Annotated in this window: 15 protein-coding genes; 5 read left to right on the top strand and 10 right to left on the bottom strand. The window is 60.9% G+C overall.

The genetic code is table 11. From position 1 onward, the window contains the following. Window positions 1-435: 435 nt before the first annotated feature. The 3 genes from BLR44_RS20200 to BLR44_RS20210 all read left to right on the top strand — a co-directional run bounded on the left by BLR44_RS20200 (window position 436) and on the right by BLR44_RS20210 (window position 6,363). The gene (locus tag BLR44_RS20200; protein ID WP_143017396.1) at window positions 436-2,199 is read left to right on the top strand and encodes a tetratricopeptide repeat protein; all 1,764 of its coding nucleotides are present in this window, start codon (window positions 436-438) and stop codon (window positions 2,197-2,199) included. A 156-nt stretch (window positions 2,200-2,355) separates the two neighbouring features. Further along, on the top strand, window positions 2,356-5,208 hold the full coding sequence (locus tag BLR44_RS20205; protein ID WP_089685503.1) for a TonB-dependent receptor: 2,853 nt from the start codon (window positions 2,356-2,358) through the stop codon (window positions 5,206-5,208). Between the two features lie 57 nt (window positions 5,209-5,265). Further along, window positions 5,266-6,363, top strand: coding sequence for a phytase (locus BLR44_RS20210; protein ID WP_089685505.1), 1,098 nt, complete (start codon window positions 5,266-5,268; stop codon window positions 6,361-6,363). Window positions 6,364-6,367: 4 nt separating this feature from the next. Here the strand turns inward: BLR44_RS20210 and BLR44_RS20215 are convergent, their stop codons facing one another. The 4 genes from BLR44_RS20215 to BLR44_RS20230 form a co-directional block, all read right to left on the bottom strand. Then, window positions 6,368-6,625: a CBU_0592 family membrane protein gene (locus BLR44_RS20215; protein ID WP_089685507.1), complete on the bottom strand. Its 258-nt coding sequence runs from the start codon at window positions 6,623-6,625 to the stop codon at window positions 6,368-6,370. Then, a complete protein-coding gene (locus BLR44_RS20220; RefSeq protein ID WP_089685509.1) occupies window positions 6,622-7,875 on the bottom strand; it encodes an alkaline phosphatase family protein in 1,254 nt (417 codons plus the stop codon). The genes BLR44_RS20215 and BLR44_RS20220 overlap by 4 nt, the downstream gene beginning before the upstream one ends. 143 nt (window positions 7,876-8,018) lie before the next feature. Next, window positions 8,019-9,815 carry a RagB/SusD family nutrient uptake outer membrane protein gene (locus BLR44_RS20225; protein ID WP_089685512.1) on the bottom strand — a complete coding sequence of 599 codons (1,797 nt, stop codon included), beginning with the start codon at window positions 9,813-9,815 and terminating at the stop codon, window positions 8,019-8,021. 12 nt (window positions 9,816-9,827) lie between these two features. Beyond that, window positions 9,828-13,091, bottom strand: coding sequence for a SusC/RagA family TonB-linked outer membrane protein (locus BLR44_RS20230; RefSeq protein WP_089685514.1), 3,264 nt, complete (start codon window positions 13,089-13,091; stop codon window positions 9,828-9,830). Window positions 13,092-13,277: 186 nt separating this feature from the next. Here BLR44_RS20230 and BLR44_RS20235 point away from each other — a divergent pair, with 186 nt between their 5' ends. Next, window positions 13,278-13,898, top strand: a complete 621-nt coding sequence (locus BLR44_RS20235; RefSeq protein WP_089685516.1) for a TetR family transcriptional regulator C-terminal domain-containing protein — start codon at window positions 13,278-13,280, stop codon at window positions 13,896-13,898. 53 nt (window positions 13,899-13,951) lie between these two features. On the opposite strand, the gene BLR44_RS20240 is transcribed toward BLR44_RS20235, so the two are convergent. The 6 genes from BLR44_RS20240 to BLR44_RS20265 form a co-directional block, all read right to left on the bottom strand. Beyond that, window positions 13,952-14,263, bottom strand: a complete 312-nt coding sequence (locus BLR44_RS20240; protein ID WP_089685518.1) for an AtuA-related protein — start codon at window positions 14,261-14,263, stop codon at window positions 13,952-13,954. Further along, window positions 14,260-15,582: an acyclic terpene utilization AtuA family protein gene (locus BLR44_RS20245; RefSeq protein ID WP_089685520.1), complete on the bottom strand. Its 1,323-nt coding sequence runs from the start codon at window positions 15,580-15,582 to the stop codon at window positions 14,260-14,262. Before BLR44_RS20245 ends, BLR44_RS20240 begins: the two co-directional genes overlap by 4 nt. Window positions 15,583-15,586: 4 nt before the next feature. Continuing rightward, on the bottom strand, window positions 15,587-16,873 hold the full coding sequence (locus tag BLR44_RS20250; RefSeq protein WP_089685522.1) for a CitMHS family transporter: 1,287 nt from the start codon (window positions 16,871-16,873) through the stop codon (window positions 15,587-15,589). A gap of 8 nt (window positions 16,874-16,881) precedes the next feature. Beyond that, a complete protein-coding gene (locus BLR44_RS20255) occupies window positions 16,882-18,423 on the bottom strand; it encodes a carboxylesterase/lipase family protein (protein WP_089685524.1) in 1,542 nt (513 codons plus the stop codon). Then, a complete protein-coding gene (locus tag BLR44_RS20260; RefSeq protein ID WP_089685526.1) occupies window positions 18,420-19,295 on the bottom strand; it encodes an alpha/beta hydrolase in 876 nt (291 codons plus the stop codon). Before BLR44_RS20260 ends, BLR44_RS20255 begins: the two co-directional genes overlap by 4 nt. 177 nt (window positions 19,296-19,472) lie before the next feature. Then, on the bottom strand, window positions 19,473-20,072 hold the full coding sequence (locus BLR44_RS20265; RefSeq protein ID WP_089685528.1) for an RNA polymerase sigma-70 factor: 600 nt from the start codon (window positions 20,070-20,072) through the stop codon (window positions 19,473-19,475). Between the two features lie 388 nt (window positions 20,073-20,460). Between BLR44_RS20265 and BLR44_RS20270 the strand changes: the two genes are divergently transcribed. Beyond that, window positions 20,461-21,501, top strand: coding sequence for a FecR family protein (locus BLR44_RS20270; RefSeq protein ID WP_089685529.1), 1,041 nt, complete (start codon window positions 20,461-20,463; stop codon window positions 21,499-21,501). Window positions 21,502-21,593 lie beyond the last annotated feature (92 nt).

Here is a 21,593-nt window from a genome sequence, read left to right on the forward strand (position 1 = left end):
TTAAGTAGTGACATCAGATTTGCCAACGTCTCTCCGGTCTCCAGAGGGGCGTTTTTTTTTAGCGCCCCTTTGTGGACTACCCGCGTACGCCGCCCCGCCCGGACAACCTGGAGCGTGCATCCGGAAACGCGTGCAGCGCTTGCTACGGCGCATCCGCTTTGGCGCTTCTAGGCAAACGAAACAGGGTGGGGCGGGGGCAGTGGGGCACGGCAGCCGAGCCAAGTGCTACCCGAAAAAGAGCTGCGGCACAGTCCGGGCAATTTCTTAATGGAAAGATAACACTCCGGTTCAGGCTTTCCTGGGGCAGCCCGTTGCGGGAGTCCGGCCCTCTGGGTGGCGTTACGGGCCGTCATGGTCGGCTGTGCACGTGCCGGAGCGTAAGCACCCCGGTTGCGGTCACGGTGGTCGCGCGTGTACTTTTACTTTGTGTATGCTTTGAAATGGTTACCGGTACGATGGATGTGTTGCGCCATCCTCTGCGTCGGCATAGGACCCGCCGAGGCACAGCCGTCGGACGACGTGGCGCGTTTGCAGGCGGAATTGCGCCAGGCTCCTCCCGAAACACGCGCCCGCCTGCAGAACCGGTTGGCTCATGCGTACCTCTCGTTCGCACCCGATTCGACTTATGCCTACGCCCGGCAGGCCCTGAGCACGGCCGAGGCACAGGGGTGGCGCGATGTACAGGCAGAAAGCCAGCAGCTTCTGGGGCAGGTGTTGTATCAGCAAGGCGCCTTCACCCCGGCATTGCAAGCGTATTTGCAGGCTGTGGAACTCTACCGCCAGGTTGACGACCGTCGGGGGCAGGCCGCTACCTACGATCTGTTAGGGGAAATCTACCATTATACACAGCAGGCGGATCTGGCCTTTCGGGCTTATCAGGAGGCGTTGCACTTGTACGAATCCTTGCAGGAAGCCGCCGGGCAGGCCGCGACACTCGGGCACCTGGGGCATTGGTACGAGAAGCAGCAGCAGTACGACGAAGCGCTCGCGACCCAGCGGGAAGCCCTGTCCATTTACCAGCGGCAGCAGGACCGGGCCGGGCAGGCCGTGATTACGGAAAACCTCGGCAGCATCTACGAAGACCTGCAACGGTTCGATTCGGCCTATTTCTACTTTCGCCAGTCGCTCGACAATCATCTGGCCACCCGCAACCACCTGGAAGCCACCCGCCTTTACAACAACCTGGGCGACATCTACCGCAAAACGGGGCAGTACGACGACGCCCTCCGGCTAACGCAACAGTCGCTGGCAGAGGCGCGTGCCCTGGGGCAACGGTACCAGGAACGGAGTGCCCTGCGCGATCTGGGCAAAACACACGAACTGCGGGGCGAGTTGCCACAGGCTTTGGCGTATTACGAAGAAGCTTATCAGCTTTATCAGGAACTGTATTCAGAAGAAAATGCCCGCCAGATGGCTCGCTTTCAAGCGCTTTTCGAGACGGAGCAGAAAGACCGCGCCATTGCCCTGTTGGAGCGCGACCAGCAGATCAGCCGCTTGTCTCGCTACGCGCTGTCCGGCGGAGCGTTGCTGCTGTTGCTCGTGGCGCTGCTGGTGTGGAACCGGCAGCGGCTGAAGATCCGCCAGAACCAGGCCCTGCTGGAACAAAACCGCAAACTGCACACGACCGAGCAGGAGCTTCTGCGTGCGGAGCTGCAAAACCGGCAGTGGCAAGAAGAACGCCTCCGCTACGAACTGGAAAACCGCAGCCAGTCGCTTTCGCAGCACACCGTCCACCTGATCCAGAAAAATCAGCTCCTGTCGGACCTGAAAGAGGAGGTACTGAGCCTGACCAAAGGCCGCCCCAGCGGTGGGTTCAAGCAGTTGGTGCACCGCATCAACCAGAGTTTGCAGCAGGACCAGGAGTGGGAAGATTTTCAGCAGACCTTCGAGCGGGTGCACCCCGCTTTTTTCCGCGAACTGCAGCACCGCTTCCCGGAACTGACTCCGGCCGAGGTGCGACTGGCCGCGCTGATGCGGCTGAACCTCGACTCGAAAGACATCGCTACGCTGTTGAACATCTCACCCGAAAGTCTGCGCACCTTCCGCTACCGCCTGCGCAAAAAACTGAACCTCTCCGGAGAGGTGAGCCTGAGCGGCTTCCTTCAGCAGCTCGGTGTTACGCCTGCCGAACCCCCGAGCCACGAGCACCGCGAGCAAACGCTGGTAACGTTGCAAGATGATAACGAAACGTTAACCTAGTGGTAATGTGGATAAGTGATTGATATTCAGTTGGTTAATGGGTGTTGTTCACGTTCTGATACACCGCTTGCGTAGCCTGTTGCCGTCTTGTTGACGCCGCTCTTTGCGGGGAATCGGGGAGGGCTCTATCCTTGAAGCGGAAACCCCATACCGCTCATGAAACGATCACTACTTACGCTTTTTTTACTGCTGGCGGGCACGCTGCCGCTGTGGGCACAGACCGGCGCGCTCTCCGGGCGTGTCACCGACGAACTGGGCCTGGCCATGCCGGGCGCGACGCTCTTGGTTACCGATCTGCAACGTGGCACCGCCACCAACAACCAGGGCGAGTTTACGCTGGTCAACCTGCCGGCAGGCACACACACGGTGCGCCTCTCGTACATCGGCTACGCGCCCACCGAAACGTTCGTGACCATCGCCGAAGGCACCACGACCCAACTCAACCTCTCGCTGGAACCCGGCGTCACGCAGGGGCAGGAGGTCGTCGTCCTGGGCGACCGGCTCAAAGGGCAGGCCAAGGCCCTCAACCAGCAGCGTTCCAACCTGAACGTGACCAACATTGTGGCGGCTGACCAGATCGGTCGTTTTCCCGATGCCAACATCGGCGACGCCATGAAACGCATCCCCGGCATTACGGTGCAGTACGATCAGGGCGAAGCCCGCTTCGGCATCATCCGGGGAACGTCCCCACAGCTCAACTCCGTGATGATCAACGGCGAACGGGTGCCTTCGGCCGAGGCGGAGATTCGCTCGGTGCAACTCGACCTGGTGCCCGCCGACATGATCCAGACCATCGAAGTCAACAAAACTGTGACGCCCGACATGGATGCCGACGCGATCGGCGGTTCGGTCAATCTGGTGACCCGCTCGGCCCCGGAAGGGCTGCGCATTTCGGGTACTGCGGGGACCGGTTATAACTTTCTGTCCGAAAAGCCACTGACGACCGGCGCGCTTGTGCTCGGCAACCGCTACTTCAACAACAAACTCGGCGTGGTGCTGAGTGGCTCGTACTACAACCACCGGCTGGGCTCCGACGATTTAGAGGCCGAATGGGACTACGACGACGACCCCAACCAGGCGTGGGTGAGCACCGTGGAGGTGCGCAAATACAGCGTTCAGCGCGTGCGGCGCAGCCTGTCGACAACCCTGGATTACACGTTCAGCCCGAACCATAAACTCTTGTTCCGGGGCATGTACAACTGGCGCGACGACCGCGAGAGCCGTTACCGGTTGAACTACGTGCTGGAAGATGCCCTCAACGGCGGCCGACCGGGGCCGGAAGGCCTGGTGCCAGGAGAGGCCACGGAGATTGAAGACGGAGAAGAAGAAACCTACGCCACCGAAGTACAGATCCAGACCAAAGGAGGGCCCGACAACGACCGCGCCCGAAACCGCCGCCTGGAAGATCAACGCGCGCAGAGTTACCAGCTGCGGGGCGAGCACCTGCTGGGTAACAAGGTCAGCCTGACGTGGCAGGGCAACTACGCCATCGCTTCCGAAATGCGGCCTCAGGAACGCTACATCGGGTGGAACCTGGAAGGTGCCGACCTGCGTGTCAACTTAGCCGACCCGCGCCAGCCTCAGGTGGGCTTCGTACATCCGGAAGACTACCAACCCGGCGAATTTTCGCTCGACGAACTCACGGAAGAAAACCAGTTTACGACCGACGAAGACCTGAACGGCCGCGTCGACCTGCGCATTCCGTTGCAACTCAGCGGCAACACCGGCACGGTGCAGCTCGGGGGGCGTCTCCGCCACAAGTCGAAGGTGCGCCGCAATACGTTCAGCGAATACGAACCCCTGGACGAAGACGCCTGGGCAAACATGGGGCAACACCCTACAGCGGTGCAGACCGATCCTGATTTTCTGGCCGGACCGTACGCCGCCGGTTTCTTTACGCCCAATGGTTACCTGGGTACGCTCCGGCTCGACGACGCGGGGCAGTTTGAATCCGACGATCTGCTCGACGAGTACGTGTCCGGGAACTTCAACGCCCGCGAAGTGATTACGGCCGGCTACCTGATGTGGCAGCAGCAGTTGAGTGAAAAATTCTCGTTCCTGACCGGGGTGCGCCTCGAAAACACGAACCTCGACTACACGGGCAACGAATTGACGCTGGACGAAGAAGGCGAGTACGACGGCGTGCGACAAATCGACAACTCGGATCAGTACCTGAACGTCCTCCCGGCGCTGCACCTGCGTTTCGACGCCACGGACCATACCGTCCTGCGCGCCGCCTGGACCAACACGCTGGCCCGTCCCAACTACTACGACCTGGTACCGTACCGGGAGGTGAACCTGGAGGACAACGAACTGGCGATTGGCAACCCCGCCCTGCAACCCACGGTGTCGATGAACTTCGACCTGATGGCCGAGCATTATTTCTCGTCCGTGGGCGTGTTGTCGGGCGGTTTCTTCTACAAAGACCTGGAAAACTTCATCTTCAACTACCAGCGGGACGACGTGTACGATCCGGTGACCGACCGTGAGTTCGACGACTTCAGCCAGCCGCTCAACGGGGGCAGCGCGTCGCTCTGGGGCGTGGAACTGGCCGCACAACGCCAACTGGACTTCCTGCCGGGTGCGCTGCGGGGCCTGGGTGTCTACGCCAACTACACCTTTACGCAATCGGCGGTGGACGGCCTGCCCATCGAAGGTCGAGAGAACGAAGCGTTACCCCTGGCGGGCACCGCAAATCATACCCTGAACGGCTCGCTCTCGTTCGAGTCGGCCCGGCTGGTGCTGCGCCTGTCGCTGAACTACACGAGCGATTACATCGACGAATACGGCGACGAAGCGTTCTACGACCGCTACTACGACCAGCAAGTGTTCCTGGATTTCAACGGCTCGTATGCCTTCACGCCGCAGTGGCGTTTGTTTGTGGAAGCCAACAACCTGACCAACCAGCCGCTGCGCTACTTTCAGGGAATTGCGGACCGCACCATGCAGGCCGAGTACTACAACGTGCGCGTGACGGCGGGCGTCAAATTCGATTTGTTCCAAAAGTAAAAGAGGAAGGTGCCGGGGCCTCTGTGCGGCCCTGCTTCCAGTTTCTGAAGATACCCTATGAAAAAATGGCATTGGCCCCTTTTGGGGCTCGGCATAGCCGCTTGTTCTACCTCGGCCACCACGCCCCCTGCGGCACAGCAGGCCGACACGTCGGTCGCCACGGCGGACCTGCGCGTACGGCCGGTGGTGGTTACGGAGCCCACGTTGCACGATACGGACGACCCGGCCATCTGGGTCAATCAGGCAGACCCTGCACAAAGTCTGGTGCTGGGAACGGATAAAAACGTAGACGGCGCCTTGTACGTCTACGACCTGAACGGAAAGATTCTGCAAGACCGCGTGGTGCGCGGGCTGCAACGCCCCAACAACGTCGACCTGGAGTACGGCCTGATGCTCGGCGGAAAACCCACCGACATTGCGGTGGTGACCGAGCGGTTGACGCACAAACTCCGGATCTTCCGGCTGCCCGACATGCAACCCGTCGACGGGGGAGGCGTGGAGATGTTCGTCGACGAAGCGGGCGAAGGCTACCGCGATCTGATGGGCATCGGGCTCTATAAACAGCCGCAGACCGGCGAGGTCTACGCCATCGTGGGGCGAAAAACGGGCCCCACCGACGGAACCTACCTGTGGCAGTACCGTCTGTACGACGACGGAACCGGGCGGGTGGCGGCCGAACTGGTGCGGAAATTCGGGACGTTCAGCGGACGGAAAGAAATCGAATCCATTGCGGTGGACGATGCCCTGGGCTATGTCTATTTCTCGGACGAAACGGTGGGCGTGCGGCAGTACCACGCCGATCCCACCAAAGGGAATGAAGAGCTGGCCCGCTTCGCCACGGAAGGCTTTGCCGAAGACCACGAAGGCATTTCGATTTACCCAACGTCCGATTCCACCGGCTACATTCTGGTATCCGACCAGCAGGCGAATCAGTTTCAGGTTTTCACCCGCGAAGGCACGCCTGGCCATCCGTACGAGCACCGTCTGGTCAAGGTCATTCCTGTCTCCACGAACGAAAGTGACGGTTCAGAGGTGACCGCCGTCCCGCTCAACGCACAGTTTCAACACGGCTTGTTCGTCGCCATGTCCGACGACCGTACGTTTCAGTTCTACCGTTGGGAAGACTTGATGTCGTTCGACACCGCCGCCCGGTAATCTGCTACGGCGCGCGGTTTGCGTTGCGGTCGGCGATCAGGCCGTAGCCCGCGATCAGCGCCCACGCTCCGTTGAGGAACGCCGCCGGCAGGGACTTGTCGTACAGGGTGTTGAGGGTCAGCAGCACGCCGCCCAGGATGTTGCAGAGGTGATAGGCGAGGGAGGTGGACGTCCACCGTTTGGTCACGAGCAGAAAATACGCCAGCAAGTACAGCAACGTACCGAGCCACCCGAACAAGGTCATGATCGCCTGCCCCGTCATGGGGTGGGCGATTTGGTGACGCGTACCCAGCGGTTGACTGCGTTGTGCGAACCTTCCAGCACCACCTTGTAGAACTCGGACGGCAGCGTCGAAACGTCCAGCGTGTACGCTTCTTTCTTCAGGGGAACGGTCGCCAGGCGTTGGTAAGCATCCTGTTGTCCGCGGTCCTTGACATGATTCGTGGTGCTGACCCACACCTGCACGTCGCCTTTTTTCTCAAGCGCGTTCCACGAAAGCTGGAGCTTCCCGTTCTGGTACTGCACCTGTGGATCGGTGAGCGATACCGGGCCGGTCAGCGGCACGCCGTCGAGTTCGAGCAACGTCGCGCGCGGCACGTCGATGCCCAGGAACCGCGTCATCGTGGGCAGGATGTCGACCATGCCCGGTTGGTCGTTGTGGAAATGGGGGTTCAGGTCCTTCAGATTGGTCGTGATCCAGATTGTCCGCTCCCGCTCCGATTGGCCGCCGTGGTCTTTGCCGGTTTTCGCGTCGCGGCCGTGGTCCGTCGTAATCAGAATCATCCACTCTTCGCCAAAGCGTTGTTGCCGTTCCTGAAGGGCGGCCCAGATGCGCCCGACCTGTTGGTCTACGATCTCGACGGCACGCGTCTGTTGCGGACTATCGCCGAAGCGGTGGCCCATGTCGTCGGTGTATTCCAGGTAGACCCACGACAGGTCCGGCCCTTCTGCGCGCAGATAACGCGCGGCCTCGTCGGTTACCAGTTCGTCGATCTGATGAATGTATTCACTCTGGCGGTCGTGCGGAAAGCGGACGGTGTCCAGCTCAAACCCGTCGAAATCGTAATCGACCTGCACATGTCCTGTCGCGGCCAGCCCTTCGCCAATCAGCTTGGTGCGGTTGTCGAGCCAGGTGGAGAACACGGCCGTCTTCTTGTCCGGGTACTGATCTTTGAACAACCGGAAGATGGTGGGGTAGTGGTAGTTGGGGTCTTTGATGCCGTTGCCCCACACGTTGTGTTTGTTGGCCCACGTACCGGTCAGCAGACTGTTGTAACCCACGGCCGAAATGGTCGGCGTTTCCGAGTAGCCGCCCGCTTCGCCGCCCGTGTAAGCGCGGGTGTAACCCCCGACTTTCGCAATGGCATCCAGGTGGGGCGTGGGCACCTTCTCCACGACGTCGGCCGGAATGCCGTCTACGATGATGAAAACCGCTTTGCGGGGGGAGGTTTGTGCCCGTAGCCCGCCCCCAAGCAGGAGCAGGCCAATGGACAGAAGAAATGCTTTTTGCATGATCAGGAAAGGTACCAGATGGTGAAGGATGTTGTCATTGAGTGGAGGAGTGCAGCGATTTGTGGTTCATCCGTAATGAGCATTCGTAGCGACGGGCACTGAATTCCGTCGCTACGAATGCGCCCCGCCCCATGCACTCTGCGCTACTCCCAGCCGAAAAGCTGACTCAGGTTGGGGTTCAGCCGCACCTCGGCCTGCGGAATCGGGCGGTAGTAGTATTTCGGTGCCACAAACGTACCCCGATCGGCCGTAACCTGGACGGTACCCGAGGTGCCGTTTTTCAGAAAGACGGAGGCATCCTGCCCGAGGGTACCGGCGCGGTAGTAGATCAGCGGGACGCCCAGGCCGTTGGTTTCTTTCGTGTCGGGGATAGACTCCGAGGCGGCAATGAGCATGATGTCCGGTTCGCCGTCGCCCGTCAGGTCGTGTTTGCCCAGGCCCGAAAAATAAAGTCCCTCCGGCTCTTTTTCAAACAAGTGACCGGCGGCCCAGCGCATCAGGTCGTCGTAGCGATACCCTTCCAGTCCCAGCTCTACGCGGCGTTCCCGGCGGATTTCCAGCAGTTCGGCGCGTTGCGCAGACGTGATGTTCGGGTAGCGGTCGGCCTGTACCGGATCGACTTCCGGGTTCATCGCCAGGTGCGGCATGCCCACCCGGTCACGCAGCAGATTTACCGTCAGGTCCAGGTCGCCCTGCGTCAGTTCGCCCAGCTCGGCACGTGCCTCGGCGTAGGTCAACAGCACTTCGGCATAGCGGTAGACCGGCACATCGACCGAGTTGCGCACCGTCTGGTCGGTCGAGTTCATAAAGCCCTTGATCTGGTGGTAGCCCGAGAAATTTTTCGCGAGCTGCTGTACGTAGAGGCCCCCGCCCTGCGAATAGGTGCTGGTGAAAATCAGTTCCCAACCCGGGTAAGCATAGCTCTGGCTCAGGCGCGGATCGCGGTTGGCAAATTCGGCCACAAACTCGTTCGTTTCGTAGCCGGGCTGGCGCGTGTAAAAGGAGCCGTCGGCCATCAGGTAGGTCTGCACCAGGTCTTTCACCGGATTGTACTCGTAGTTGCCGAAGCCGTATTCCCACCAGCCGCTGTTCAGGAGGTTGTCCTCGTAATACCGCCCCAGAATCACTTCCGAATTTCCCGCCAGGCTGGTCTGGTTAAACAGGTTCAGGTAATCTTGGTCGGGGTGGCCGGTCGAGTAGAGTGCAAAGCCGCCGTTGTCCATGATGTCTTTCGCCACGTCGCGCGCCGTACGGAGGAAGTCGTCGGCTGTGGCCTGCAAGTCCAGCTCGGGGTGGTAGGTCCGGAAGGTGCCTTCGTAGAGCGCAAAGCGCGCAAAATCAGTTTTGACGACCCATCCGTTTACAGCCCCCGCTGCGGACGTGGGGTCGACGTGCTCGGCTGCAAACCGGTAATCTTCCATGATCCGCTCCACCACAAACGCCCGCGGATCACGCGGCTTCATCAGCAGCTCTTCTTCGTTCGTAGAGATCACTTCGTCGTACCAGGGCACGTCAGAATACCGCTTTACCTTGTTGGCGTAAAAGCGGGCCCGGAAAAAACGCGCCAGCCCCTCGAAATGGTCCAGGCGTTCCTGCGAAAGCTGGGCGCGCTGGAAGTTTTCCAGGAAGAAGTTGATGTCGCGCAGGCTGCTCCAGTCCCAGCCGCTGGTAAGGGTTTGGGACGAAGGCGCAGAAATCATCATCGTTTTCAGTTCGGTCACCCCCGTGGTGGCGGCGTTGTCGGTGGCTGCATCGGCCGTGTAGAGGCCGATTCCCGGAAAATCGTACAGGTTGTAGAGGTACATGGCGAGGTCTTCTTCCGTGTTGAAGAAGTTCTCCTGGTTGATTTGCGTTTCCGGAAATTTGTCGAGAAAATCGTCGTTGCAGGCCGTCAGGGTGGCGGCCAGGGCAACGCTTAAGAGTAGGGAACGAGAGTTCATGGGAAGGAGAGATCAGAAGTTAACGTTGAGACCGACCGAATAACGACGCTGGAACGGATAACCGAAGCCGTTGCCGACGCGGTCGGGGCTCTGGCCGGGATCGGTGTAGATGTTGGTGTTGACCGCTTCCGGATCGTATAATTTCTTCAGGGCCGACCATTCGGTGAGGTTGTCGCCGCTGACGAAGATGCGCAGGCTGGCAATCTTCCAGCGGTCGGTGAGCGCCGTCGGCAGCGTGTACCCGACGGTGACGTTTTTCAGGCGCAGGTAGGCCGCGTTGAGCAGGTACTGCGTCTGCGGAATAGCCAGCCCCTGCGCCTGGTCGATGCGCGTACCCAGGTTGCGGTCGGCCAACCACGCTTGCAGAATGGGATACGCCGCGTCCAGATTCTGCTGGGCCAGTCCGGCGTCGAGGTACGACTGCGAGTGCCGGGCCTGATCGGCCGCGCTCTCGTCGGCCGGTCGGTAGAAATCCAACAAATGCTGGTAGCCCCCGCCGTACGGCTGCTGGTAGAATCCCCAGTAGAGGTAATCGAGGGGATAGTAGTCGCGCTTGCCGATGCCCTGGAAGAACACCCGCGCGTCGAAGCCTTTCCAGTTCGCGCTCAGGTCCAGGCCGTACTGCAGGCGGGGCGTCGCGTTCCCGATGACCGACAGGTCTTTCGTGTCGTCGAGGGTGTACCCTTTTTCAATAACGCCGTTGCCGTCGAGGTCCTGGTAGCGTGGCCAGCCGGGCACGATGGACAGCGCTCCCCACGGGATGATCGACGTTTGATCCAGGGTAGCGATCTGGTCTTCGGTCTCGAACAGACCGTCGTTCTTCAGGCCCCAGATCTCGCCCAGTTCCATGCCTTTGTAGTATTGCAGGATGCTCCCGCTCGGGTTGTCGAATCGGGTAATGGTGGAGCGGCTGTCGGACAGCACCATCCGGGCGTTGAACGAGAACGGGCTGTTGGCGACGGCAAAATTGGTGCGATACAGCAGCGACGCTTCCCAGCCGTTGGTGCGCAGGTCGGCGGCATTTTCGCGCGGTTCCGAGGCGCCCAGAACCCCCGGTAGCTCTTTGCCAAGCGTCAGCATGCCCAGCGTATTGCGCTGGTACACATCGACGTTGAGGTTCAGCCGGTCGTTGAACAGACCCAGGTCCAGCCCGACGTTGGCGGTGTTGACTTTCTCCCACGTGTAGTTGGGGGAAACCAGCCCCGGTGCGTGAATGGCGTAAGGTCGTGCGCCGCCGATCAGGTAACTCTGCAGGTACGCCTCCATCGACGGAACGTACCCGTAGTTGAGGTAGCTGCCGCCCGCGTCGACGATCAGCTGGTTGCCGAGCGACCCGTACGAAGCCCGCAGCTTCAGGAGACTGAGCGTACCTGCAAGCGGTTGCATGAACGGCTCCTGCGAAATATTCCAGGCCGCCGACGCCGACGGGAAAAATCCGAAGCGCTTTTCGCGTGGGAAACGGGACGAGCCGTCGTAGCGCCCGTTCAGCTCGAAGATGTAGCGATTTTTCAGGATGTAGTTCAGGCGGTAGAACGCGCCGCGCAGGGCGTAGGTATCGACGTAATCGTTCGCGGTGCTCTCGCCGGTCGCGAGTTCCAGCACCGGGAACGAAGGCGAAATGATGCCGAGCTTCTGGGCACTGAACGCTTCGAGCCGGAACGATTCTTCGTTGAAACCGGCCAGCGCGGTGAAAGAATGCACACCCCAGTCTTTTTGCAGCGTGGCGTACACGTTCAACACGTTGTAGTTCTCAAACTCCGCGTAGCGATAAACCGAACTCGAACCTTCCTGGCGCACGTCCCCGGGGCCGTAACCGATCAGGTAGGGCGTCTGGTAGCTTTTGTAGTTCTCGTTGCGGCGGCGGTAAGTGTAGTCGGCGTTGACTTTCAGGAGTTTCTGCCAGAACGAAAGCTCTACGTTGAACTGCGTCTGGATCGAAGTGTTTTCATCCGTGGTTTCCCCACCGTCCAGAATGCTGGCCGCGGCGCGCCCTACGGCCGTGTTCGCCCAGGTGCCGTCGGGGTTCTGGTCCCAGGACGTAGGGAAGAAATTGTACGTGTCGAACAGGCTGAACTGCGCGGGCGTGTCGCGGACCGTCTTGGACAGAAAGGTGTTGTTGCCCAGCCGCAACCACGGGTACGCGTCGTACGACACCTTGCTGCGGAAACTGTACCGGTCGAAGTAGTCGTCGCGGATCGACAGGGCGCTGTTTTGCCGGTTGTAGTTCCCCGACAGGAAGTAATTGACCGTCTGGTCGGCATTGGCCCCGCTGACCGACAGATCATGGTTGTGCGAGAACGTGTAGTCGGACAGAAAATAGCGTGCCCAGTCGCGGTTGCCCATGTACTCCCACTGGGTGGGGTCAGTCGGGTTGATGCGCACGCCCGGTACCGACGACGGGTCGTTCGAGCGTTGCCGGGCGTACTCGTAAAACTGGTCGCTGTAGTTCACGTTGTCCCACGGCGTGTTGTCGGTCGAGGTTTCCAGCAGACGGGAGAAAATGTACGGGTCGGTGATGCGGTCGGGCAGCACGGTCGCTTTGCCCCAGGTCAGGTTGTTGCCGTAGTTGATGTGGACGCCCGGTTTCTGGCCCGTTTTGGTCGTGATCAGAATCACGCCGAAGGCGGCGCGGGCTCCGTAGATGGCGGCCGCCGAGGCATCTTTAATCACCGAATAGGTGGCGACGTCTTGCGGTGCCAGGCGGTTCAGGTCGGCCGAACTGGACGGAACGCCGTCGATCAGAATGAGCGGGCCGCCCCCGTTGATCGAGGTGATGCCTCGGATGTTAATGTTGGCGGCCTGCCCCGGCTCACCGGAGTTGAACTGCACGTTCAGGTTGGGCACCAGCCCCTGCAACCCCTGCGAAACGTTGGCGATGGGGCGACTTTCCAGGGCTTTGGCGTCGATCTGATCGACGGCCCCCGAGAGGTTGACTTTCTTTTCGGTGCCGAAGCCGATGACCACCACGTCCTGCAACTGCGCGACGTCCTCTTCCAGCGTCACGTCGAGCGTGGAGCGGCCGTTGAGTGGCACTTCCTGAGACAGAAAGCCCACGTACGAAAACACCAGCGTCGCGTCCGGGCCGGAGGGCGTCAACTGAAAGCGCCCCTCCAGGTCGGTAATGGTGCCTCGGGTGCTGCCTTTTTCCAGCACCGAAACGCCGATCAGCGCTTCGCCGGAGAGGTCTTTGACCGTGCCGGTGACCTGCGCCTGCGCCCCCAGCGCAACCCCAAAAAGCAGCAGGCACACCGTCCAAAATCGGTAGTAATTTTTCATGGGAGGTGAGTATGGAATGAGGCAGCAAACATAGAAGTGGCATGTTAACTCATGATGAAACCGACATTAAGAATCCGGGAATATTGATTTAACATTCATTCAATTTATTTTCAGGGATGAATCCCTATTTTTGATGCGACGGGCAGGTCACTGCACCTGCCAACGCCACCACCAACCCCGCACGCTATGGGACGAAAAAGTCTGAAAGACGAACGCCAGAAAAAGATCATCAAAGCTTTTTACCGGGTCGCGAAAAAGGAAGGAATCGAAAATACCTCGTTTGCCAAGGTGGCCAAGGTGCTGGAGATGCCCCCGAGCCTGTTGGTGCATTATGTCAACTCCAAAGAAGAGCTGTTGCTGGGGCTGATCGATTTTATTCTGGAAAAATACCGGGCGATTTACCAACCCGCGCCGCAGCGCGAGGGCGATGCGCTGGAACGGCTCGTCTCCATTCTCGACAACATCTTTTCCCGCAAGTGGAACCGGCTGATCGACGACGGCGTCTTTTACAGTTGCTTTGCGCTCGTGTTCCGCGACCCGCGCATCCGCACCAAATTCCGGGAACTGCACCTCGTGTTGCGGCAATGGCTCGCCGAGACCATTCAGGCGTGTATGGACCAGGGCGTGTTGACGGTGCAGGATGCCACCCACACCGCCGACCTGATTTTTGTCATTTCCGACGGAGCGTATTACTACCTCAGCCTGATCGACGACGAGGCAGCGTACCAGGAACGGCTGCAGGCGTATCGTCAGGAAGCGTTCCGGTTACTACAACTCGACGAACTCAACGTGCCCTCCAGGGAGTAAATGCTGCGGCCAGACTTTGGGCGTGGAAGCGGAAACGTGTCCCTGTAAAAAAGCTACCGCTCGATTTCCATTTCCAGCAGGGCATAGCTCAGGGTTTTGCCGTGGGTATCCATCGCCAGCGATGTGGTAACGCCTCCCAGCAGCGCCCGTTCGCAGACAAACTGGAGCGCGGGCAGGCGGGGGAGTTCGTAGCGCGTGATGTTCCCGTCCACGATGCCCTGCAGGTGCTGTTTGACCGCTTCGGCCGTGCAGTGGGTGCGCAGCAGTTCGTAATCCTCCTCCCGGTACGGAATCAGCGAGAGGGTCAACGTGTTGCCTTTGTCGCCTGCCCGGCTGTGTGCGAGGTCGTAGAGTTTGGTTTTCATGCGTGGTGAAGGGTAACGGAAGGATGTACCTGAGCGCGGGGAAGTAGGGTGGAGACGATGCCCACCACTTCGCGGACGTATTTGCGTGCGCCACCGCCACCGGCCGGTCCGTTCGTATAGAGGGCTTCTACTTCTTCGCCGATTAGTGCCGCCTGCGCTGCTGTCGTGGCCTGGCCTGCCACCCGCAACCGGATTTCGTACGGATCGGGAGGATGTCCCAGCACGGTGCGATGCACGGACGTATGCCCGATGTAATCGATGTGCAGGTCGGGAAAGTCGGCCGCCAGACGCCGCCGTATGGTTTCTCCGGCCAGTTGGGCACGGCCCAGCGCGTTGGCGCCGGCGTAGGAAATTTCTCCTTCTCCGATAAAGCCGGCGTCGTAACCAACGCTCACTTTCAACGTGTCGGGTCGGGCCTGGCCCCGTCCGCCGGAGGCTTTGATCCGGTCGGGACCGACTTCTTCCAGCCGCACGTGCGTGAAGTCGGCGATTACGTCGGGCGTGAAATACCGGCCGGGGTCCATCACTTCGTAGAGCAGTTGTTCCTTGGCCGTGCGGAGGGTCAGTCGGCCGCCGGTGCCCGGCACTTTACTGAACAGCGCCGTGCCGTCGGCGGCCACGTCCACAAACGGATGGCCCAGCCGGTCGAAGTCAGGAATGTCTTTCTTGCCGGGGTCGGCAAAATACCCCCCGGTCAGTTGGCCGGCGCATTCCATCAGGTGTCCGATCACCGTCGCCTGCCCGATGCGTTCCGGGTCGTCGAGCGACCAGCCGAACGTATGGACCAGCGGCGCTACGAACAGAGACGGATCGGCCACTCGCCCGGTCAGAATGAGGTCGGCGTCGGTCGCCAGGGCGGGCAACAGGGCGTCGGTACCCAGGTAGGCATTGGCCGAAATCAGCGGACCGGAAGCGTGGAGGGGTTGTCCGGTTTCCAGCGCAGCTTCGGCGCCCGACAGTTGTGCAAACACATCGTCGCCCGTCACGGCCGCGACCGTAAGGGAAAGCCCCAACTCCCGGGCGAGGGCGCACACGCGCTCGGCGGCGGCTACGGGATGGGCCGCGCCCATGTTGGTGATGATGCGGAACTTCTTTTGCTTGAGAAGCGGCAACAGCGGTCTCAGCCGACGTTCCAGCAATGGATCGTACCCTTGCGCAGGGTCATGGCGTTTGCGCTTCTGCGCCAGGGCAATCGTGCGTTCGGCGAGGCATTCCAGCACGAGGAAATCGAGGTGGCCCTGTGCGGCCAGCACCACCGCCGGTTCCAGGCGGTCGCCCGAAAAGCCGGCACCACAGCCGATGCGTATCGTGTCGTTCATAAGCTTAAAACGGAATGGCGCTCACCGCTATGGCGACCACCAGCATGACAAAAGTTACCAGAAACGCCAGCGGCATCGTTTTGCGTTGATGATCGCCCAGGTCGACGCCCGTCAGCCCGATCAGGAGAAAGGTAGCGCCCGTCAGCGGACTCACCGGAAAGCCCGTGGTCATCTGCCCCAGCAGCGCCCCGCGCCCCACCGCCAGCGCCTCACCCCCGAAATGTTCCGCCGTGGTGCCCAGCAGCGGCAGCACGCCAAAGTAAAACGAATCAGGATCGAACAACAGGCTGGCCGGCATCGACACCAGCCCGGTCAGCACCGCGAGGTGATTCCCGATGGCGGGCGGGATGTGCTCCACCGCTGCGTTTGCCATGGCATCGATCATCCCCGACCCTTTCAGAATGCCCGTGAAACAACCGGCTGCCAGCAGAATGCTCGCCATGAGTAGGGCGGCTTTGGCATGGGCGTCGATTCGTTCGCGTTGTTCCTTCAGGCGGGGGTAGTTCACCGTTAGGGCCATCACAAACGCCACCATGAAAATGACATGCGGCGGGGCCAGGCCGGAAATCAGCACGCCGACGGCCGCCACGATCAACGTCAGGTTGAACCCCAGAAGCCGTGGCCGCGCGAACGGCTTGGTGGCCGGTGCCATTTCCGCGACGGTAATTGCCCGCGGCTGCGCGATCCGCCTTTGTTCCTGAATCCCTAGCCCGTAGGCCAGCCCCAGGACGGTCAGCAACCCTGTGGTGACGGGCAGGAGCAGCGGATTGAACAGTTCGGTGACGGGGACATCCAGGGCAGTGGCGGCGCGAAGCGTAGGCCCACCCCAGGGGAGTGTATTCATGGTGCCCGCAGCCAGCGCCACGATGGTGGCCAGCGTGGTGCGGCGCATGCCCAGCGCGTCGTACAACGGCAACAGCGCCGGAATGGTCACCAGAAACGTCACGGCCCCCGAGCCGTCCAGGTGTACCAGCATGGCGAGCAGCGCCGTAACCAGCGTAATGCGGGGTGGATGGTGGCCCGCCGCCCGCAACAGCCGCGCGATGATCGGGTCGAAGGTACCTGCGTCCATCAGAATCCCGAAGAAAAGAATGGCGAAGATGAACATCACCGCCGTCGGAGCGATGGTCTGGATGCCTTCGGTCATGAACGCGGGCAGTTCGCTGGCAAAGCCTCCCGCCAAGGCGGTGGCAATCGGCACCGCGATCAGGGCCACCACCGGCGACACAATCCGGGCCATGACCAGCACCAGCAGCAACACGATGGTAAGCAATCCGAGGAAGGCAAGCATGCTGCAGATCAGGGCGTGGGTAGATGCGATTGGAGGAAGTCGAGGGTGGCGGCATCGGGAAGCGGTTTGGCAGATGGCGCCACGCCCAGGTCCATAATCTGTTGTGTTTTTCTCGTGTAGGCCGGCCACGCAGGCAGTCCGGCGCCGTTCGGGTTGCCGGTTTTGATGAAATTCGTCCAGTAGGACGACATGGTCTCGGCCAATTGACGGTCGACCGGCTCCCAGGGTCGGTTCACGAAGCGCAGGTTATCGTATGCGTAAGGCACTTCACCCGTATGAAAGGCCCCGTACTTGACGTACTCGCCGGTGGCTGGCACTTTCCGCGTAAAGCGATAGACGTAGACCGGCCGCTCCCGGTCGCTCGCGACATTGGCCCACGTATAATTCTGCGCGCCGAAAATCAGATCGCGAGACAAGGCGAGTTGCGAGGCAGCCGCTTCGTCGTCGGTGGTGGCGGGATAGAACTGGAGAAACGTAGTCGCCTCGGTCCCGTACTGTTCTTCGGCCTGTTGGCGGAAATCGGCCGCGTTCTTGATGGGACCGAACAGCAAACCTTCGTCTTGGTTCCAGCCGGTGAGCAACGTCACGGGGTTCTCGTGTCCGCCCGCAAAAATCGCGGCGATGGGCTCGGGCAGCACGTACCCGTCGATGATCGGGCCGCGCACGGACTGGGGCTGTTGCAACAGGGTAGCGGCCGGTACCTTTCGCAGGGCCGCGAGCGACGACGCCGAGACCGCCTGCGCAACTTGCTGGCCCGCTGCTTCGGCCTGGGCCAGCGTGGCGCTGCCCCGCGAAAAGTTGGCACCGCTCTGGGCAATGGCTTTGGTAAACAGGCCGCGCGCCAGCGGCGACGCCACCAGACCGTTGACGCTCATCGACCCCGCCGACTGGCCCGCAATGGTGACGTTGGCCGGATCGCCCCCGAACCGCGCGATGTTGCGCTGCACCCAGTGTAGCCCCGCGATCTGATCCATCAGGCCGTAGTTGCCGGAGGCCCCATGCCCCGATTCTTTGGTGAGGTCGGGGTGGGCAAAAAAGCCGAAGTGGCCGACGCGGTAGTTGAGGCTCACGAACACGATTCCCTTCTTCGCCATCGCTTCGCCGTCGTAGATCGGCACAGCACTGCCGCCACTCGAAAACCCACCGCCGTAGATCCAGACCAGCACCGGCCGCTTTTCGTCGGCCGATTGCGCGCCGGTCCAGACGTTCAGGTAGAGACAATCTTCCGAAATGGGCTCTTTCGGAATGAGAAATTCTTCCGACCACATGCTGAACGGAGCCGGCGCGCCCTGCATCGGACTGGGACCAAACTGGGTACAGGCCCGCACGCCTTTCCAGGCGGGAGCGGGTTGCGGTGCTTTCCAGCGCAGTTCGCCTACGGGCGGAGCCGCGAACGGAATGCCCTTGAAAATCCGGATGGAGCCGTCGGCGTTGGTGGTGCCGGAAATCAGTCCCGCATCGGTTTTAACAGGCTTCAGGTCGTACGTCGGGGGCGCTGCGCTGAACAGACTCAGCAACAGCAGGGTGCAGAGGTAGGTGGGAAACGTCATAGGGTTACGCCGTTGGTGTGAAGAACCTGGTAGAGGAAAAGTACCTGGTAGGGCAGCGCATTTTGCCAGTAGGCCCACGTATGTGCGCCGGGCCGTTCGGTGTAGTCGTGGGGAACGCCGTTTTCCAGCAGCAGCTGGTGCAGGGCCCGGTTGGTGTCGATCAGAAAGTCGTCGACGCCACAGTCGAAAATCAGGTGCAGGTCGCTGGCTTTGAAGCGATCGAGGCGTCCTGCGGCCGTGTACTCCGGGTACGGCCGCAGTGTATCTTGGGGCGGTCCCAGCAGCTTCGCGAAGTTCTGAGCGCGCGACTGGGCAAATTCGGCCGGTACTTGCCAGGTGCGGGTGTCGATGTTCATCACGCCACTCATGCTACCGGCCGCGCAGTACAACTCCGGGTGTTGCGTGGCGAGGTAAAACGCCCCGTGGCCGCCCATCGAGAGTCCGGCGATCACCCGCCCCTTGCGGTCGCGCACCGTGCGGTAAGTGGCGTCGATCGTGGCGATCACTTCTTGCGTGAGGTGCGTCTCGAACTGACTGGTCGGGTCCTGCGGACTGTCGAAGTAATAGCTGGTCGGGTTGCCGTCGGGCATCACGATGATCAGGTGGTACTGGTCGGCCAGCCGGTGCAGGAGGGTGGGGTCGGGCGTTTTGCTGAGCCAGTCGCGGTAGCTGCCGGTGCCGCCGTGCAACAGATACAGCACCGGAAACGATTGTTTCTTGGCTTTCTGATACAAATCCGGCACCACCACGGCGGCCCGCAGGGTGCGGTGCATCGCGGCACTGGGTACGTCGAGCGTATCGACCCGGGCGGCCCCGGCGCATAAGCTCGTGAGCGTGAAAACTACCGTCAGGCAGTAGCGGAGAAACAACATACGGAACTTTAATGAGACGTGTACGTGGTGGCGACCGAGCCGGGACGTAAGGCCAATTCGGTGGGAATGGGCGGACTGTACGGTTATTGTCGCAGAAAGAGACAATAGTAAAAAAGATCGCAGGAACTTCCAAACCACCGGTGGGGAGGAGTCGCGTACGGGCGGAAGAAGAACGGGTTAAGGATGGCCCAGCCAGTAGGACAGCAGTGCCAGCGTATAGACGCTTTCGTAAGGTTTAAACTTCTCGCGGATCGTCTTCAGGGCTTTGTGCAAATGGTTTTCGATGTTGCTTTTGCTGGTGTTGAGGAGTTGGGCAATCTCCGAATTGCTTTTGCCTTCGACCCGACTCAGGAGAAACACCTGCCGCCGGATGGGGGGAAGGGTCGCATAAATTTCTTCAAGAAGCGCGACCACTTCCTGGTAGGCAAGGGCCTCTTCCGTGCAACTGCTCGTAGGAATGCCGGCCGCCACCACGTACTGTCTGAAGGCTTGCTCGTAGACGCGGTGGCGCGCCTTGTTGTAGACCAGATGCCGGGCGATGCGGTACAGGTAGCCGTCGAAGTTCAGGGTAGCATCCAGCGTATGTCGCCGTTCCCAGACCTTCAGAAAAACCTCCTGCACAATTTCTTCGGCTTCTTCCCGCTGCCGGACCAGGTGCAGGGCAAACGCGTACAGTTGGGGCTCGAAGTGGTGGTATAGGGTGCGAAAGGCGGCCACATCGTCTCCCCGGAGTGCGGCGAACGTGGTGGCCAGGCATAGGGTGTTTTGGGCCTTCATGGTGGTGAAAAGGCTAATGGTGGTTGTCCGGCAGGCGTACACCAGCCGGTAAAAGCAACGGATAGCTGTCGGCAGCAGCAAGGCAGCGCGAGGCGTGGGACGAAGCCACAACTCACGTCACCCGAACCCGGGCGCGTGTCTGTGCGCACCCCAGGCAAGACAAAGGCAACCCGGCAGAAAGATGTAGAAAAAGCGTAAGTGGTGCGGACGTACGACGCACATCAAACCGGCCTTTTCCTGAGCAGCGCAGTGTCAGGTTTCCGCTCAAAGTAGGAAAAAAATCATAGCAAACAGAAAAATCACCTTTCAATAAAATTTTTTTCGCGGGCGAGGTGGTGCGTTGCTCGGGTTGCGTGTAGTACCGGTACCTGACCCGAAAACCGCGCCCATGAACCGTGCCCTACTCGACAAGTTTTACCGAGGCGAATGCTCTCCGGAAGAGGTGCGGCAGGTCGTGGCCTGGTTCCGGACGAACGAACTGAGCCCGGAACAGGAGCCGGACTTCCGGGCGCTGTGGGAAGAGGCCGGACAACACCCACCCGACGCGCACGATGCCGACCGCCTTTTCCGGCAGATCGCCGACCAGCTGCCTCCGCCAGGGGAGAAGCGCATGAGCGGTAAAAGGCGCCGTTTGCCTGCCCCGGCAGTCTGGTGGAAAGTTGCGGCGGTGCTGGTGCCGCTTTGTGTGCTGGGAGCGCTCGTGCTGTGGCAGCCCTGGCGTAACCCGGCCGACGTGGCGTATCGTTCGGCTGCAACCGCGCCGGGCGAGCGGAAAACGGTCCACCTGCCCGATGGGTCGGTTGTTTTTCTGCACGGCAACAGCCGCATCACCTATCCCGAGACCTTTACCACCGGTACCCGCGCGATCGAACTGCAGGGCGAGGCGTTTTTCGAAGTGGCCAAAGACAGCCTGCATCCGTTCGTGGTGCAGTCCGGCGCCATTGCCACCCGCGCGTTGGGCACCTCGTTCAACATCCGCTACCGACCGAACGATGGCCTGACGACCGTAGCGCTGGCTACAGGCGTGGTGCAGATCGAAGCCGATGCGTCGGGCACCGCCCAACCGTTGACGCGGCTGGTGCCTGGGCAGCAGCTGGCGTTCCAGCGGGAGGCACAGCGCTATGCCGTCAGTCCGTTCGACGCCCGCGAAGTGCTGGGCTGGATGGACGGCGTGCTCTACTTCCGGAATGCCGGCCGGGCCCAGGTGCTCCGCAAACTGGAAGACTGGTACGGCGTCGAGATCGACGTGGCGTCGGCAGATCAGGCACACGAAGACTGGAACTATACCGGCGAATACACCCACGAAACGCTCGATAAGGTGCTGGAAGGCATTGGCTTCGTGAAAGGATTCACGTTTGAGCGCACGGGCCACCACATTCAACTCATTTTCCACCCATCACAGCACGCCATGCCACAGAACCCGGACTAAACCACCCGGGGCGCACTCACCTACCAAGCGCCCCGCCCGCCCTTCGCCTCGCGGTTTCTACCGATCCCTACTCAGGAACTCAGGGGCACCCC

The organism is Catalinimonas alkaloidigena (genome assembly GCF_900100765.1).
Classification (GTDB): Bacteria; Bacteroidota; Bacteroidia; order Cytophagales; family Flexibacteraceae; genus Mooreia; species Mooreia alkaloidigena.